The 17118-nt window shown below is 35.1% G+C and carries 17 protein-coding genes; 14 read left to right on the top strand and 3 right to left on the bottom strand.

The window, feature by feature from the left end:
* Positions 1-95: 95 nt before the first annotated feature.
* From CLV62_RS00725 to CLV62_RS00670, 12 genes are all read left to right on the top strand, one after another.
* Positions 96-1481, top strand: a complete 1386-nt coding sequence (locus tag CLV62_RS00725) for an aspartate kinase (protein WP_110308869.1) — start codon at positions 96-98, stop codon at positions 1479-1481.
* A 507-nt stretch (positions 1482-1988) separates the two neighbouring features.
* A complete protein-coding gene (locus CLV62_RS00720; RefSeq protein WP_110308868.1) occupies positions 1989-2795 on the top strand; it encodes a MotA/TolQ/ExbB proton channel family protein in 807 nt (268 codons plus the stop codon).
* Positions 2796-2870: 75 nt separating this feature from the next.
* Positions 2871-3488, top strand: coding sequence for an ExbD/TolR family protein (locus tag CLV62_RS00715; protein ID WP_110308867.1), 618 nt, complete (start codon positions 2871-2873; stop codon positions 3486-3488).
* 29 nt (positions 3489-3517) lie between these two features.
* Positions 3518-4171 carry an ExbD/TolR family protein gene (locus tag CLV62_RS00710; protein WP_394337191.1) on the top strand — a complete coding sequence of 218 codons (654 nt, stop codon included), beginning with the start codon at positions 3518-3520 and terminating at the stop codon, positions 4169-4171.
* A 23-nt stretch (positions 4172-4194) separates the two neighbouring features.
* The gene (locus CLV62_RS00705) at positions 4195-5025 is read left to right on the top strand and encodes an energy transducer TonB (RefSeq protein WP_110308865.1); all 831 of its coding nucleotides are present in this window, start codon (positions 4195-4197) and stop codon (positions 5023-5025) included.
* A gap of 108 nt (positions 5026-5133) precedes the next feature.
* The gene (locus tag CLV62_RS00700; RefSeq protein ID WP_110308864.1) at positions 5134-5373 is read left to right on the top strand and encodes a hypothetical protein; all 240 of its coding nucleotides are present in this window, start codon (positions 5134-5136) and stop codon (positions 5371-5373) included.
* Between the two features lie 119 nt (positions 5374-5492).
* The gene (locus tag CLV62_RS00695; protein WP_110308863.1) at positions 5493-6440 is read left to right on the top strand and encodes a PstS family phosphate ABC transporter substrate-binding protein; all 948 of its coding nucleotides are present in this window, start codon (positions 5493-5495) and stop codon (positions 6438-6440) included.
* A 73-nt stretch (positions 6441-6513) separates the two neighbouring features.
* Complete coding sequence (locus CLV62_RS00690) at positions 6514-8145, top strand: tetratricopeptide repeat protein (protein ID WP_110308862.1); 1632 nt, start codon at positions 6514-6516, stop codon at positions 8143-8145.
* 292 nt (positions 8146-8437) lie between these two features.
* Positions 8438-9706 carry a methionine adenosyltransferase gene (metK, locus tag CLV62_RS00685; RefSeq protein WP_110308861.1) on the top strand — a complete coding sequence of 423 codons (1269 nt, stop codon included), beginning with the start codon at positions 8438-8440 and terminating at the stop codon, positions 9704-9706.
* 165 nt (positions 9707-9871) lie between these two features.
* A complete protein-coding gene (locus CLV62_RS00680; RefSeq protein WP_110308860.1) occupies positions 9872-10753 on the top strand; it encodes a DUF4271 domain-containing protein in 882 nt (293 codons plus the stop codon).
* Positions 10750-11502 carry a uroporphyrinogen-III synthase gene (locus tag CLV62_RS00675; protein WP_170120004.1) on the top strand — a complete coding sequence of 251 codons (753 nt, stop codon included), beginning with the start codon at positions 10750-10752 and terminating at the stop codon, positions 11500-11502. The genes CLV62_RS00680 and CLV62_RS00675 overlap by 4 nt, the downstream gene beginning before the upstream one ends.
* Positions 11503-11579: 77 nt before the next feature.
* Complete coding sequence (locus CLV62_RS00670; RefSeq protein WP_110308858.1) at positions 11580-12275, top strand: M48 family metallopeptidase; 696 nt, start codon at positions 11580-11582, stop codon at positions 12273-12275.
* Positions 12276-12448: 173 nt separating this feature from the next.
* Here CLV62_RS00670 and cdd read toward each other — a convergent pair whose 3' ends face one another.
* Entirely contained in the window at positions 12449-12931 is a 483-nt protein-coding gene (gene cdd / locus CLV62_RS00665; protein WP_110308857.1) for a cytidine deaminase, read from the bottom strand.
* 139 nt (positions 12932-13070) lie between these two features.
* Between cdd and CLV62_RS00660 the strand changes: the two genes are divergently transcribed.
* A complete protein-coding gene (locus tag CLV62_RS00660; RefSeq protein ID WP_110308856.1) occupies positions 13071-14018 on the top strand; it encodes a glucosaminidase domain-containing protein in 948 nt (315 codons plus the stop codon).
* Here the strand turns inward: CLV62_RS00660 and CLV62_RS00655 are convergent.
* Both CLV62_RS00655 and CLV62_RS00650 read right to left on the bottom strand, forming a co-directional pair.
* Positions 14004-15050, bottom strand: coding sequence for a glycosyltransferase family 2 protein (locus tag CLV62_RS00655; RefSeq protein ID WP_170119979.1), 1047 nt, complete (start codon positions 15048-15050; stop codon positions 14004-14006). The two genes, CLV62_RS00660 and CLV62_RS00655, sit on opposite strands and share 15 nt — an antisense overlap.
* A 109-nt stretch (positions 15051-15159) precedes the next feature.
* Positions 15160-16053 carry a DUF3078 domain-containing protein gene (locus tag CLV62_RS00650; RefSeq protein WP_110308854.1) on the bottom strand — a complete coding sequence of 298 codons (894 nt, stop codon included), beginning with the start codon at positions 16051-16053 and terminating at the stop codon, positions 15160-15162.
* A 299-nt stretch (positions 16054-16352) separates the two neighbouring features.
* Here CLV62_RS00650 and CLV62_RS00645 point away from each other — a divergent pair, with 299 nt between their 5' ends.
* Entirely contained in the window at positions 16353-17063 is a 711-nt protein-coding gene (locus CLV62_RS00645) for a hypothetical protein (protein WP_110308853.1), read from the top strand.
* Positions 17064-17118: the final 55 nt, after the last annotated feature.

Below are 17118 nucleotides of genomic sequence, written 5' to 3'. Positions count from 1 at the left end.
TTACTGCTTGGGTAATTGTAGGCGTAGTTTGTTACTCGAATAAAAGCAATAAATAATTGAAGTTATTTAATCGAAAAATATTTTAAAAATCTAAAATGCTCACTGTCGAAAAAATTGGAGGCACTTCGATGTCTCAGTTTCAGGATGTTTTGACTAATATTATCAAAGGAGAACGTACTCCCGATGATTATTACAATCGAATATTTGTTGTTTCTGCATATAATAATGTGACCAACTGGTTGTTGGAGCATAAAAAGACCGGAGATTCCGGTGTATATGTTCAATTTCTTAGAAATGAAGATTATAGCATTGGCCTTGATGGTCTTTGTCAACGATTGGTACATATCAATAAAGCTTTTGCTGAAATAGGCCTAAATCAGGCTGAAGCAAAAGAATTTATCGAATATCGGGTCAAACAGGCAAAAGTGATGCTATATAGTTTGAGTAAAGTATTGGCCTCGGGATATGTAAATACCGAAGATATATGCTTGGCTGCCCGCGAAATTTTAGCTTCGATAGGCGAAGCTCATTCTGCTTGGAACTCGGTAAACATATTGAATAACAACGGTATTACGGCACGTTTTGTAGATCTCTGTGGTTTTAATGATTCCCTTCCTTTGACTATTGACGAACGTATTGCAAAAGCTTTCGATGGAATAGAATTTGATAAGGTCTTGTGTATTGCTACCGGTTATACTAAGGGAACCGAGGGTATTATGAGAGCTTTTGACAGAGGATATACTGAGGTGACTTTCAGTAAAATAGCAGTACAGGTAAAAGCCGATGAGGCTATCATCCATAAGGAATATCACTTGTCGAGTGCCGATCCCGGTATTGTGGGTGTAGATAAAGCTGTTCCCGTAGGACATACCAATTATGTGATTGCCGATCAGTTGGCCGATATTGGTATGGAGGCAATACATCCCAAAGCTGCTAAACCTCTCGAATTGGCAGGTATAAATATAAGAATCAAAAATACCTTTGAACCCAATCATCCAGGAACGCTCATTACACGTGAATATATATCACCGGAGGCGAAAGTCGAGATTGTATCAGGAACTACCAAAGTGATTGCTGTTGAGATACATGACCCGATGATGGTAGGAGAGGTCGGTTTTGACTTGCGTATAATGACTCATTTTGCGAAATTCGGCGTCAGTTATATTCTTAAGTCGACCAATGCCAACTCTATAACTATGGTTGTATGGGAAAATGCAAAATCTAAAGAATTGATTCTGGACTTAAGGCAAAATTTTTATCAGGTTCGTACCGAATCGGTTGCACTTATATGTGCGATGGGTACTAATATTGCAATGCCCGGTTTCTTGTATAAAGCCTCTAAGGCTCTGTATGAGCAAAATATAAATATCGAAAGTTTCGGGCAATCGCTGCGTCAGGTAAACATGCAGTTTGTTATTCGCCGTGAACGATATAATGATGCAGTTATCGCACTTAATGAAGCTTTATGCTTACATAAGTAATGAAAACATGTTATAAAGCATACTTTCTGATTAAGATTAAATTAAGATAGAATTAAGTTTAGTTAATTTTAGAAAGAAATTATTGAGCTTTCTTGTATAAAAGAATATAACTGTTACTTTTGCAAAAGTATAATTGAGTCGTAGAAATTAGAATTTGATACCAAAGAGAGCCTTGATGTATAAGCTGACGATAGTGTTGGAACCAGAATGCCGTTTTATTCGAATCACTTCTCTTAATAAGCTAAAAAAAGCATAGTTTGAGTGTCCTTTTGATAACCAAAATGAATATTGGTTAGACTTTTTCTGTGTTTTGAATAAAAATAGCGATTATACACCGTTTTTTATGGTAAATGATTGCTATCATTGAATCAATTTATATATTTGTACTTAGAACGCTTCTTAAAAAAAGCCATTCCGGATACGAATTGAGAAAATGGATATTTTATATTACGAAAATTAAATATTTGAATATTACTAATTAATTTAAACAATTTATTTATTACTATTATGGAAACTAAACCACAAAAAACAAAATCTAGATCTAAAGGAGTATCGGCAGGATTGGTGATCGTTGGTTGTGCTATCGTTGCTTTCTGCTTTTTCTTTTTTGTCTGCGGAAATCCTTCTGGATTTGATGAAAAAGGACATCCACACCCAGGTAACGTATTTGCAACTCTATACCAAGGAGGTTATGTAATTCCTATCGTTATTACTCTTCTTTTAACAGCTTTAAGCTTATCTGTTGAAAGATTTTTCGCATTAAACAGAGCTAGCGGAAAAGGTAGTGTACCTCAATTCGTAGCAGAAGCTAAAGCTAAATTAGAAGCTGGTGATATTACAGGTGCTGAAAAATTGTGTGATGCACAAAAAGGTTCAGTAGCTAATATCCTAAAAGCAGGTTTAGTTAGATACAGAGACGTAGAAACTTACACTGACATGAATAATGATGAGAAAGCTCAAATTATTCAAAAAGAAATTGAAGATGCTACAACTCTTGAACTTCCATATTTGGAGCAAAATCTATCAGTAATCGCTACTATCTCAACTCTAGGTACATTATTCGGACTATTGGGTACGGTACTTGGTATGATCAAATCGTTCTCGGCGATGGGTAACGAAGGTGCACCGGATTCAACAGCTCTTGCGGTTGGTATCTCTGAGGCTCTTATGAATACAGCGATGGGTATCGGTACAGGTGCGGTTGCTATTATTTTCTATAACTTCTTCCAAGGAAAAGTTAAAGATGTAACTGACGCCGTAAATGAAGTAGGTTTTGCAATTGGTCAAACTTATACCTCTAAGCACGGAAAATAATTATCATTTTTTATGATGAATGATTGTGGAATCTAATTAAAATTCCACTCTAATAAGTAAGAAAAACAAGAAGAAATGAGTAAAGTAAAAGTAAAAAAACAGGATACGTTCATCGACATGACGGCGATGAGTGATGTGACTGTTCTCTTGTTGACATTCTTCATGCTTACTGCTAACTTCATCCCTAAAGAACCAATTCAGGTAATGACTCCTGCTTCGGTTTCTGAAGTGAAAATTCCTGAATATGATGTCATGACTATTTTAATTGACCCTCAAGGACAGGTTTTTATGAATTTAGACAGACCAGATGATAAAAGAAAAGTGCTGGAAAGTATTGGTAAGCAATATAATCTGACATTTACTCCAAAGCAAATTCTATCATTCGTAAACCAAACACACATAGGCGTGCCTATCAGTCGTTTACAATCATTTCTTGATCTTCCTCTGGATGAGCAGGATGAGGTGATAAAAAAATTCGGTATTCCAACTGATACTATTATCAGTCCAAACAATCAATTGGCTGTTTGGGTTACTACCGCTACGGAAATAAATGAAAATTTGACTATTGCGATCAAAGCTGATCAAAGTACTCCCTATGCTCTGGTGAAGAATGTAATGTCTACGTTGCAAGACTTAAAAAAGAACAGATATAGTTTGATAACAACCCTGAAGACAATGCCTGCAGGTGTTTGATAATAGAACTTTAACATTAAAACAGTAAGATTATGTCAAGTGTTGATACCGGCGGCGGCGAACAAAAAAAAGGCCAGCCCCAGAAAATCAATCTACGTGTAGATTTTACACCGATGGTTGATATGAACATGCTTTTGATTACTTTCTTTATGTTCTGTACAACTTTGAGTAAGCCTCAGACGATGGACATTGTAATGCCAACGAAAGATAAAGACCTTACAGAAGAGGATAAAAATCAGGTAAAAGCTTCTAAAGCGATTACTGTGATACTTGGTGAGAAAGATAAAATTTATTATTATGAAGGGGAACCTGATTATACTGATTTTAATACTCTAAAAGTAACAGATTATACTCCTGAAGGTTTTAGAAGTCTTTTATTGCAACGCAACGCGGATGCTGTGGCTAAAATAAGAGAACTAAGGATTGATAAAGTCAAGAAAAAAATTACAGAAGAAGAATTCAAAGAGCAGTCTAGTGAAATAAAAAATGCGAAAGACGGTCAGGTAGTTGTAATAAAACCTACAAACGGAGCTTCGTATAAAAATTTGGTAGATGTGCTTGATGAGATGGCTATCTGTAGTATTGGTAAATATGCTATTGTAGAAATGGCTGATGGAGATAATTTCTTAGTACAGAACTTTGAATCCAAAGGCGCATTATCAGCTCAGACTGGAGGAAAATAAATCACATATTTAATAACATAAAAATGGGAAAAGATATTAATTTAAATTCCTCTGAATGGCGTGATATAGTATTCGAAGGCAAAAATAAAAAATATGGAGCGTATGAGTTACGCAGCTCATCTTCAAAAAGACACGTTGTTGCATTTATTGTAGTACTTGTGTTTGTTGGAGTAGTTGCAGCGTTACCTGCTTTCCTTGAAGCTGTGAAAGCTGGCCAAAAGCTAGCCGGAGTAGATGAAGCTTTCGAATTATCGAATATAGCCAATGTAGAGGAACAGGTTCCGGAAGAAAACATTATACGTCAGGAAACCGCACCACCTCCCCCCCCTTTGAAGGCGACTATTCAGTTTACACCTCCTGTAATTACAGAAGACAGTAAAGTGAATGAAGATAAAGAAATGAAATCTATCGAGGAGTTAAACGAAACGAAAGTTCAGATCTCTATTGCAACCGTAGAAGGTACAAATGACAAAAACGCTGTAGATATTGCAGAATTGAAAGAGCATAAAGTGATTGTTGAAGAAAAGGAAGTAGAAAAACCTTTCGTCAGCGTAGAACAAATGCCACAATTCCCCGGTGGAGATATTGAATTGATGAAATTCATTAATGGAGGTATCAAATATCCAACTATTGCAGCAGAAAATGGAATTGAAGGACGTGTTGTAATTCGTTTCGTTGTCGGAAAAGATGGTAACGTATCTGATGTACAAGTAGTAAGATCGCTAGATCCTTCTTGTGATAAAGAAGCGGTGAGAGTAGTAAAAACAATGCCTAAATGGGTACCCGGTAAACAAAATGGACGTAATGTACCAGTTTATTATACGCTGCCTGTATTGTTTAAACTACAAAAATAAGAATATGTATGGCTTCACATAAGAAGTTACATAAACCATAATGTAAAAGAGAGAAGTTGATGATATTTTATATGGATTCACTTCTCTTTTTTAAAATATAAGCTACACATGGAAGAAGAAAAAAAGAATGGCATTACATTTAAGTTTATTTGGAATATTATCATGTTTGTGATATATCTGGGTATAGCTTATTTGATTGCTTTTACACCAATGCTTTTGCCTTACAATTACAGGGCGAATGACTCACATGATGATTTTGTAATACCTCGCATCGTACTGGGTGTAGGAGTTGCTGTATATGCTTTGTTCAGAGGGTATAGATTGTTGAAAGAAAGAAATTTTAAGTAATAGTAAATATTTATTGCTATGTTTTATGACTATAACTGCCTTTGGTTGTTATACTTGCCAAAGCAATAAAAAGCTCTGTGAGCTTAGTTAGCGAAGTTTTTATTTAATTATCATAATTTATGAGAAAAGTTGGTTTATTTTGTATATTGTTATTGATAACAATTTTCTCAGCGTGTAATAGCGGACAAATCAAAATTACACGAACTGATACTCCCACAAGCGGGGTAGCCGAGATCGCTGTTGATGATTGCTTTGCTCCCATAATTCAAGAACAGATAGATGTATTTGAAGCTTTGAATGATGAGGCATCAATTATTCCTATTTTTGCAAATGAAGTAGATGTTATAAATTTACTCTTAAAAGATAGTATCAGATTAATAATTGCAGCACGTGATCTTACTGATGCTGAAAGACAAGGCTTATTGAACAAGAAATTGCAAGCTCGTTCACAAAAGATAGCAATAGATGGTATTGCTTTAATCATTAACCAAGAAAATACGGACTCACTAATTAGTTTGTCTGCACTGAAAAAGATAATGACAGGCGAGATTGATTCATGGAAATCAATCAATCCGCAATCAAAATATGATAAGATTTCGGTTGTATTTGACAATCCGAACTCAAGTACAGTTCGTTTTATTAAGGATTCTATTAACAGAGGCGAACCTTTGGCTGAAACTTTAAAAGCTCAGGATAATAATAGAGCTGTTTTGGATTATGTAGCTAAAACACCTAATGCAATGGGTGTGATAGGTGTAAACTGGATCAATAATCCCGGCGATACAACTAATCTGAGTTTTTCCAATAAAATTCGGGTAATGTCTGTCAGTAAAAATGATGAACCTACTATTCAAAATAGTTTCCAACCATTTGCAGCTTATCTGGCATTGGGCGAGTATCCCTTAAGACGTGACGTATATGTAATATTATCGGATTTGAGAGGAACACTGCCAGCCGGATTTACTAGTTTTATAGCAGATGACAGAGGCCAGAGAATTATCTTAAAAGCAGGTTTAGTACCGGCAACAAGACCGATGCGATTGATTACGGTAAAAGAAAATTTCTGATAGTTAAGTGGAGTATGCACTGTCTATCGGTATAATTAAAATGAGTAAATAAACTATATTATAAGATTTAACGATGAAAAAAAAGTATTTATTAGGAGCTTTCCTTGGTTTATTACTTAGTTCTCCAATTTTTGCACAAAGCAATATTGGTGCTGACTATCTAAATACCGGAGAGCTAAAAGTTGCGAGAGAAATTTTTGAAAAGCAAATAAGTCAATCTCCAGCGGAAGCTTACTATTACTTAGGTGAAGTATCTTACCGTGAAGGTAATATGGCAGATGCTAAAGCAAATTACGAAAAGGGATTAGCTGCATCACCTGACTTCGTTCTTAATAATGTTGGTCTGGGTAAACTTTTATTAAAGACTAATCCTAAAGAAGCAGAAGAGCAATTCTCTATTGCTTTGAAAAAAGATAAAAAAGATGTAGCTGTACTTGTTGCAATTGCCCGTGCATATTATGATAATAATATGAAAGAAAAAGCGGATGCAAAATTGGCCGACGCAAGAAAAGCTGATAAAAAAGCACCGGCTATTTATATTCTGGAAGGTGATCTAAAGGCTAAAACAAATGTAGGGGAAGCCGCAGGTAGCTATGCTCAGGCATATACTTTCGATCCGACTTCTGCTATAGCTTATATCAAAACAGCACAGGTTTACGAAACTGTAAATCCTACTTTAGCTGTTGAAATGTTGCAAAAGGCCCTCGAAATTAATCCAAATTATACTTTAGCTTATAAGTATCTGGGTAGTATAAATTCTCATACTGCACATTTCCCTGAAGCAATTGAAGCATATAAAAAATATTTCGCACAAGGATCATATGATGTAACTGACTTGACTCGTTATGCAGGAGCATTATATTTCACGAAACAATTCGAAGAGGCTAAAAAATTGATAACTGAGGGTATCACTAAAGAGCCTAATAATTTTGTGTTGAACCGTCTTTTGATGTATAGCTACCTTCAATCGGGAGATTTTGTGAATGGATTGGCTGCTGCTGAGAGATTTTTCTCTTTAGATAAAGGTACCAGTGAATATATTGTTCAGGATTTTATGACTTATGGCGAATTGTTGAGCAAAAATAATCAATTGGATAAGGCTTTGCTTCAATATGATGCAGCTATCAAATTAGACCCTTCTAAGTCGGCTGTTTATAAAGAGATAGCTGTTGCTTGTGCAGATGCCGGTCAATATGCAGATGCTGCTAAATATTATCAGGAATATGTGGATAAAGCAGATCCTGCTACATTGGAAGCGACTGATTTCTTTACTTTAGGAAGATATTCTTACTTGTTTGCCAGCAGTAATATCAAAAGCGAAGATCCTGCTATAGCTGCACGGGCTAAAGAGCTTTTACTTCAGGCTGATAAAGCTTTTGCTACAGTAAGCGAACGAATTCCTGATAGTTATTTAGGATATTTCTGGAGAGCACGTACGAATGCATTATTAGATCCGGAAACTACAGGAGGATTAGCTAAGCCATATTATGAGCAAGTTGCAAGCATAGTAGTAGGAAAAGCTGACGGAAGTAATCAAACTGAATTACTGGAAGCTTATCAGTACCTAAGTTATTATTACTATCTGTTATTTGATAAATCGAAAAGTGCTACTGATAAAGAGCAAGTGAAATTATATAGTGAAAAAATGTTGGAGATAGATCCAACCAATACGGTAGCTCCTCAATTGTTGGAGGCTATTAAGTAACAGTTAGTACTAAATATAACAATCTGTTATAGCTATATTTATCAAGATAATGAACAAGGTCTAAGACCTTAAATAAGATTTATTTATCTTAATATATAAAAGATTGATACATAATTTTGTATCAATCTTTTTTGTTTCCAAAAATAAAGATACCTTTGTATCAGTTTACGGTGGATAGATTTGTACGATTGCAACCACAAGAAAAAATGCTAAAATAGATTATTCTTCATTTTTTTCTGCAACACTACATTTTGCTCCTCTTTTATTTTAATTAAAATAAAACTTAAGAGATATGAGTTATTTATTTACATCGGAGTCCGTTTCTGAAGGACATCCTGATAAAGTAGCAGACCAAATTTCGGATGCATTGTTAGATGAGTTTTTGGCTTATGATCCAAATTCGAAAGTAGCATGCGAAACTCTGGTAACAACCGGTCAGGTTGTATTAGCCGGAGAAGTTAAATCACAAGCATATATAGATGTGCCTGAAGTTACTCGTAATGTTATCGAGCGTATCGGGTATACAAAGAGCGAATATCAGTTCGAAGCTAAATCATGTGGTGTATTATCTGCAATACATGAACAATCGGATGACATTAACAGAGGTGTTGATAAAAAAGCCGATCCTATGGATCAGGGGGCAGGTGACCAAGGTATGATGTTTGGTTATGCAACTAACGAAACGGATAATTATATGCCTTTGGCTTTAGATCTGTCTCATGCATTATTACTTGAATTGGCTGCTATCCGTAAGAATGAGTTGGCTTTGATGCCATATCTTCGTCCCGATGCAAAGTCTCAGGTGACTATTGAGTACGATGATAATGGAACGCCTTTGCGTATAGATACTATTGTAATCTCTACTCAGCATGATGATTTTGGAAGCGATCAGGAAATGCAGGATTTGATCCGTAAAGATGTTATAAACATCTTGATTCCAAGAGTAAAAGAAAAGTATAAATTCCGTGAAGATATCATCAATCTTTTTGATGGTAATATAACTTATCATGTGAATCCTACCGGAAAATTTGTAATTGGTGGTCCTCATGGAGATACCGGATTAACAGGTCGTAAGATCATCGTTGATACTTATGGTGGTAAAGGTGCACACGGTGGTGGTGCTTTCTCCGGAAAAGATCCTTCGAAGGTAGACCGTTCTGCTGCTTATGCAAGTCGTCATATTGCTAAGAATCTGGTTGCGGCAGGTGTTGCTTCCGAAGTATTGGTTCAGGTTTCGTATGCTATCGGAGTAGCTAAACCGATGAACATCTATGTGAATACTTACGGAAAGGCTAATGTGAAGCTTTCGGATGGTGAGATAGCGAAGATCGTTGATCAATTGTTCGATATGCGTCCTAAAGCGATAGAAGACCGTTTGAAGCTAAGAAATCCGATCTATTCGGAAACTGCGGCATATGGTCATATGGGACGTGCACCTCAGGTTTTGACTAAAGTTTTTAAATCAAGATATAACCCTGAGCCCAAAGAGATAGAAGTTGAATTATTTACTTGGGAGAAACTCGATTTGGTTGACGTGATTAAAAAAGCGTTTAATCTGTAAATAAAAATGTATAGTAGCTATAACAGTTTATGATTGTTATGCTTAGTGAAATATTTAACAGGTCTGAGACCTTAATAATAAAAAAAGTGATGCATCCTTGATGATTTTATATCAAGGATGCATTGTTATAACTATCTTTGTGGCGAATTTAATTTTGCATAACTTTTGAATACCGAAGCAACAACATATTATGTGATAGATAGCCTGAGAATTGCCGAATCATGCAAAGATTCTGTAGATCATCGTGCGTTGTTCGCTTTCGAGAAAGATACCAGTCTCTTTTTCACAAAAGATAAACTTGAAGCCCGCTATGGTACTGCCGTTCAAACTCAAATGGGAGGAGGGCATGAAGGGGTCGGGAAAATATTTACATTGGAGCAGGATGATGGAGTGCTGGCACTCTTAGTGCTTTGCTTTCTTTTCTTTACGCGGGTTTTTAAAGGTGGATTTACTTTCTTTAAAGAGAATGCACGGTTATTATTTTCGACTCGTGAAAATCTGAACTTGTTTAGTGAAACTACAGTCACCGAATTTTGGTTCAATTTTATTCTTATTTTCCAAACGATATTGCTCGGCGCCATTGTGATTTTTGATGTCTTTCTGGAGTCCGATGCGTACAAAGTCCCGCAGCACAGCTTTTATACGATTATCTTATTTATGCTGACTATTTGGGTCTTCTTTTTCTTGAAATATTTATTATATAGAGTATTAGGTTATTTATTCGATATACGGGATCGGGTCAAGATATGGTTGAGAAGTTGTACGATAGTTTTTTCAATGATTGGTATTATAGCTTTCATACCTACATTGATGATGGTATATTCCCAAAATTTTCATGATTTTTTGCTAATATTCTTTCTTGGACTGTTCATTATCTCGCAGTTAATACTTTTTTATCGAGTTATAACTTTTTTTTTACAAGGGAATGTTAATTTTTTCTTTTTGATTGCCTACCTTTGTGGCGTTGAAATTATACCTTATATAATTTTGTATCAGGTATTGATTTATTTGTATAAAGTTGATCTAATTGGTTTATTATGGCTTTGAAAATAAAAAGAGTGCTGATCTCCCAACCGAAACCGGCAACTGAAAAGTCTCCTTATTTCGATATTGCAGAGAAATATAATGTGATAATCGATTTTAGGCCTTTTATTAAAGTAGAAGGTCTTGATGCGAAAGAGTTTAGACAGCAGCGTATCAATATTCAGGATTATACTGCTATAGTCTTTACAGCGAAAGTGGCAATAGATCATTTCTTTTCACTATGCGAAGAAATGAGAATAACGATGCCGGAAACGATGAAATATTTCTGTATTTCGGAGTCGGTAGCTCTTTACTTACAAAAGTATATCGTGTATCGTAAGCGTAAGATATTCTTTAGTACTACCGGAAAGATGGATGGCTTGGCTCCTTCATTGGTAAAGCATAACAAAGAAACCTTCCTGGTACCGGTATCGGATGTGCATAACGATGATATGACTAATGTTTTGGACGATAAGAAAATTTCTTACACCAAAGCAATTATGTATAGAACTGTAAGTACAGAATTTACACCGGAAGAAATAAAACAGTATGATATGCTTGTTTTCTTTAGTCCTTTGGGTGTACTATCTTTATTTAAGAATTATCCCGAATTTGAACAGGGTGAGGTTGCTATCGGTAGTTTTGGTGCGACAACAGCAAAAGGAGTGCGTGATGCTAATTTACGACTCGACTGTGAGGCTCCTTTACCCGGTGTTACTTCTATGACTGCAGCTTTGGAAGCTTTCATAAAAGAGAATCATAAGAAGAAATAGAAGGTTACTTACAATTATATGAAGAGCTTGATTTTTTTATTATAAAAAATCAAGCTTCTTTTAATAAGGGCTTTTAGATGAACGAAGAATTTATCGATAAAGATTTAGGCAGGATTGCTATAATCAGAAATGTTCGGGCAAAAAGTGTGATTGCACGCCGTAAGTCGGGTTATATTCAATTGACTGTACCTGATCGGTTTTCGATGAAGCAAATCTCAGATGTTTTTCAGAAAATGAAACCACGGCTCGAAGTTTTACCCGAAAAGCCTGTTATAAGCTTTTCTGCCGATTCGTCGTTTCAGACTTTCAGCTTTTCGCTGAAAATAGAGGAGAGAAAGATCAAGAATCATTATATGACTCTTAAGGATAATACGCTGTATATTGTATGCCCTGAAAATATTGATTTTGATGATTCTGACGTGCAAGGTATGATTCGTAATTGTATCGAAAAAGCAATGCGGCATGAAGCTAAACGTCTTTTTCCTGCTAAATTGACAGCTTTAGCAAAACAAAATAACTTTACATATACTGATCTTAAAATAAACAAGAGCAGATCCCGATGGGGGAGTTGCTCTTCTAAAAAAGGGATTAATCTCTCTTATTTTTGCTGTTTATTACCTGAATATCTAATCGACTTTGTTATGTTGCACGAACTTTGTCATACCATTGAGATGAATCATGGTGAAAGATTCTGGCAGTTATTAGATAGTGTAACCGATGGAAACGCCAGACAGCTTACCCTCGAATTAAATAAGTCTCAGGTACACTGGTGAATTTAAGGTCTCAGACCTTTTTATTCAATTGGATTAGTCGTTTATCACGATTCGGCATAGTTCAAGTAAATTTGATTCTGCTTTCACCGCTCTAAACGTTGCTTTGACCGATCATAACAGCCAGAGATAGTTCTGCTGATAAAATATCGCATTAAATTATTAAAGGTTACTTGCTACCCGTTTAAAGAATCTTTTCCAAAGCAAAAAGGCAATAAATCTCTTATCGAATCTACTTCATAGATATGATTCTCCCCATACATAATAATTTGGATGGGTGTATCATACCTGTTCTCTACTTCAACGAGTACTTGGCGGCACGATCCGCAAGGCGCACAAATGTCTTTAGTGAAGCTTCCTTTAGTCTGAGCTGCTATTGCTATTGCTTTGACTGCCAGACTAGGATAGTGTGCATTTGCATAAAACAGTGCAGTACGCTCGGCGCATATTCCGGAAGGGTAGGCTGCATTTTCCTGATTGTTTCCTGTTACAATAGTACCATCTTCGAGCAAAACTGCTGCTCCCACATGAAAGCCCGAATAAGGGGCATATGCTGAATTTGTAGATTTTTTAGCTTTTTCTATCAAATCTTTCTTCTCTTTTGAGCATTCTATTAAACTATAAACCCTTACTTTTGTAAGTATTTCTAAACTTTCCATCAATTATTAATGTTTATTGAGTAACAGCAAGTATTTAATACAACATTTTCAAAGAGAATAGTTAGTTGTACTCATACTTGCCGAAGTAATAAAAAGGTCTCAGACCTCAGATAACAATCAAAGATATAAAAAAATAGAGATGTCACACATATTTGAAAGAAAAGGTATTTTGAGATTATTGGTATTTGCGGTTCTATTGATACTGCTTCCCTATACACTTATTGCAGCTGAAAGAAAACGGAATACTTTTTATGATGCTTATGTTGAGAAATATAGCGATTTGGCAATTAGTCATATGAAGAAATATAAAGTACCGGCAAGTATTACATTGGCTCAGGGATTATTGGAGTCGGGAGCGGGTAGAAGCTCTTTGACTTTGAGATCAAATAATCATTTTGGGATAAAATGTCATAATGGTTGGAAAGGCGAATCGGTAATAGCTGCAGATGATACTCCTAACGACTGTTTCAGGAAATATAAGAAAGCAGAAGATTCGTTTGACGATCATTCTCGGTTTTTAAGTGAAAAACAACGTTATAGCGATTTGTTTTCATTAGATATAACCGACTATCGGGGATGGGCGAGAGGTTTACAAAAGGCCGGTTATGCCACTGATAAGGCGTATGCCAATAAGTTGATCAAACTGATTGAAGATTATGAATTGTATAGGTACGATAAAAAAGGTGGAAAAAGGGATGTGGAAAGAGAAGAGATCCAAATTATAACACCTGTTGTACCATCAGGTGTAAGACATATTCCTTACAAAACCCATGGTTTGGTATATGTAGTAGCCCAGAGAGATGATTCTTATGCTTCTATAGCAAGTGAATTTGGCTTTAAAGTGAAAGATTTATGTGAATACAACGAAGTACCCGACAATTTCCCGATTCAGGAAGGCGATCTGATTTATTTCCAGAAAAAGAAGAAAAAAGCAGATAAACCCTATTATGAGCATGTGGTGCAAGTGGGCGAATCGATGTACAGTATTTCTCAACTATATGGCATAAAAGTGAATAATCTCTATAAAATGAATAAAAGAGACTTCGAATATGTACCTGTTGAAGGCGATATTTTAAGATTGAGGTGAGTATTGAAGATTTGGTTTTCTAAGTTTTTTCATCTTTTTATTCCATAGCATATTTATTACGATATCTGTGTATCCCAATTTTATTAATAACCATTTAGGATTTCTTAAAGAGGCTCTTATAGTACGTTCCCATGTCAGTAGTTTTTTGATGTTATTGTCTGTGTAGTATTGCTTTATATTGTTCCTGATCTGAATGGGATCGCAGTTTATATCATTATTCTTAATTTCATTTTTGATCAGGTGATAATAGAAGATTACAGTAGTATTGTCGTTTAAATAAATTAAACTTTGGGTATCAGCATCATATTTTTTTAATATCTCTTTAATCACTTTGTTTGCAAAAGTACTACTCTTCATAAATTCTTTATTATAACTACGAATTAGAGAAGTTGTATTAACTCTGTAGGTATAATATTTATTGGTTAATATAACTAAATTTGTAGCCCTGATCAAAGTTTCTATAAAGAATGGTTTATCTTCAATCACTGTTATTTCGCAAAAGGTTAAATCTTTTATAATTTCTCGGCGAATACATAATGCACATACTGATCCCATCTTAGCTATAGCCATTTTGGCTGTACCTATAAATTGGTGAATAAATTGCGATCGGATTTCTGATTTAGAATATATAGTTTTACTGATATTGTGCTTTCTGTCAGTGAATGGTATATAGAAAACATCTATAGTATCTTTGCTTTTTTCCAGATAATCAATTATTTCCAAGTATAATCCTTGTCCTATAAAATCGTCGGAATCGATAAAGCAGACATAGTCTCCTGATGTATATTTTAAACCTAAATTTCGGGCGGCTGCTGCTCCCTTATTTTCTTGGTGTAAGACCTTTATTCGTTGATCTCTTGCAGAATAACTATTACATATTTGACCCGAAGTGTCGGTACTACCATCGTTGATTAGCAGCACTTCAAGATTTGAATAGTTTTGATTTAATACGCTGTCAATACATTCATGTAAATAATTTTCAACATTGTATACAGGTATTATAACTGATATTTTAATATTGGGCTCGGACATAACTATCATGCATTTGTATCTAAGATTGACGAATACTCGAAATGTTGCATCCGGTATCGTTTTTTTTAGTAAATAACTAAAATTATAGCGTAAACTAAAATATTGTTTTTTAGAAATTATACCCGATACCAATACCGATGATTTCTTTGAACTGAACTCTGGGGCCTTTTTTAGTACCGTCTTCGCTGATAGCTTTTATATCGTCATCATATTTCAAACTGGTATTGATGTTGGCATTGAGGTATTTGTTTATTTTCATGTTTATCAGTACATTCCAATCTATGTCGATATTGCCGAAACTATTGTCGTAAGCTGTAAAGAAATTGGCATCGGTCATTAACTTTACGTTCTGCATAATTTCTTTCTGATAGGTACCTCTCAGAAATGTACCAAATTCGGCTCTGAATTTATCCCCGGGCGTTACTCCAAAAAATCCTCTGTCGGAAAGAAAGTCGTCATTCACAAACGTAAATTTACCTGCAGTAGGAGAGAAATATAGCGTGTAATACGAATCTTTAGGTCTTAATTCCATCCCTAATGAAACATTAGAATAGGCAGGAGCCATAAACTTAGATATATATTCGTCTTTGTTGGGATAGTTATACCCTTTACTAAACTGGGTCTTAAAATCGGCCATAACGGTATAAAACCATTTATTGTTGGTGCTGTATCCGAGTTGAGTCGTATAGTCTATTTTATCGGTTGCTTTTTGAGAGCCTCCCGCTTTGGTTCTGGTAAGACCATACTCTAAAATTAAGAGGTTATTCCATAACCATTCGCCTTTTCGATATTGTAAATTACCATTAAAAACTGCATTACCGGCTACGGCATTATCACCTCCGGCAGACCAGTTTGATAAAGACGTTTGAGAAAAGTTCAGAGATGCAATACCATTGTGTTTCCATGGTGATATATTTGTGCTGTCTGTTTCTTGTGTTGCATCTTGTGCAGACAGTCCTGATAACGAAAGTGCCAATGAAGCGGCTAAAAATAATCTTTTCATAATTACTTTACTTTGTTAATAATTCTTCAAAATTAGTTATAGTGGATAGTGTTAGTTCCATTTTAATGCCAAAGATAGGGCGAATACACAAGATTTCCTTTTATTCCTCGCTATTTTTTGGACAATATTCGATTAACACTCTATAAGATATATTTGTTCATTAAAACTTATTAACGGATTTAGATATTGCATTGCTATAAAATGTTGAAAATTCTCTTGGTAGGACATAATTCATTATATTTGCAGACACTATTTGATGAGCCGGAAATAATAGGTAAATAAAGAACTGTATAATAACGATGAGCGTAATTTTTATTTCTTATGAGAGAACACTGGTAGATCAGGTAGAGTTGGATGCTACCTTTTCTTGTCCTAAATGTGGTTCTGATAAATGGTTATTAAATACAGTAGAAACAAAGGCTTCTGTTTTGCTCGGAAATACAAGAATGGTGAAAGCAGTTGTTGTTTGTAAGGGTTGCGAAAAAAGGATAGCCAAAAAATACCAAAGCTCGTCCATTCGTGATTTGGCGGCAAGTAAGGAGAAGGAATTTAAGCCTTCTTTTTTGAAAAGATTTGGTTTTATTATCTTGCTACTCGTTCTTTTTACAGGAATAATGTCTTATGCAATTATTGATACTGTTGTAGATCATAACAGGGTGGTGAAGAATGCGCAAGAAAATTTTGCGAAAGCATATGGGCAAGATGCGAAAAAGGTATGGTTAGAAAATATTCAACCGGGAGATTTTATTCTTTGTAATAAAGATTATTATGATCCGGCAAGGGTATTTCAGGTAAAGGAAGTAAAAGAGGATATTTTGATTCTTACCGAATTTGAACAGTCTGTACCCAGAAGTGAGTTTGAAGATGTGGATAAATTGAATCAACTGGTATTAGGAACGGGAGATTCTCGTGATATAGAAATAAGGAGAAAAGATTTTAATCGAAACATTATTGAATTGGATGGCGATAGCCGTAATAATTTGATGATACAGCAAATAAGAAAAAAATAATTGAACGTATTTAATGATATGTTTTATAAGTATAACCAGTATTAGTTGATGTGCT

Source organism: Indolivaga alginatilytica (assembly GCF_003201355.1).
GTDB lineage: Bacteria > Bacteroidota > Bacteroidia > Bacteroidales > Dysgonomonadaceae > Dysgonomonas_A > Dysgonomonas_A alginatilytica.
This window is presented reverse-complemented; position numbering and strand designations above follow the sequence as displayed.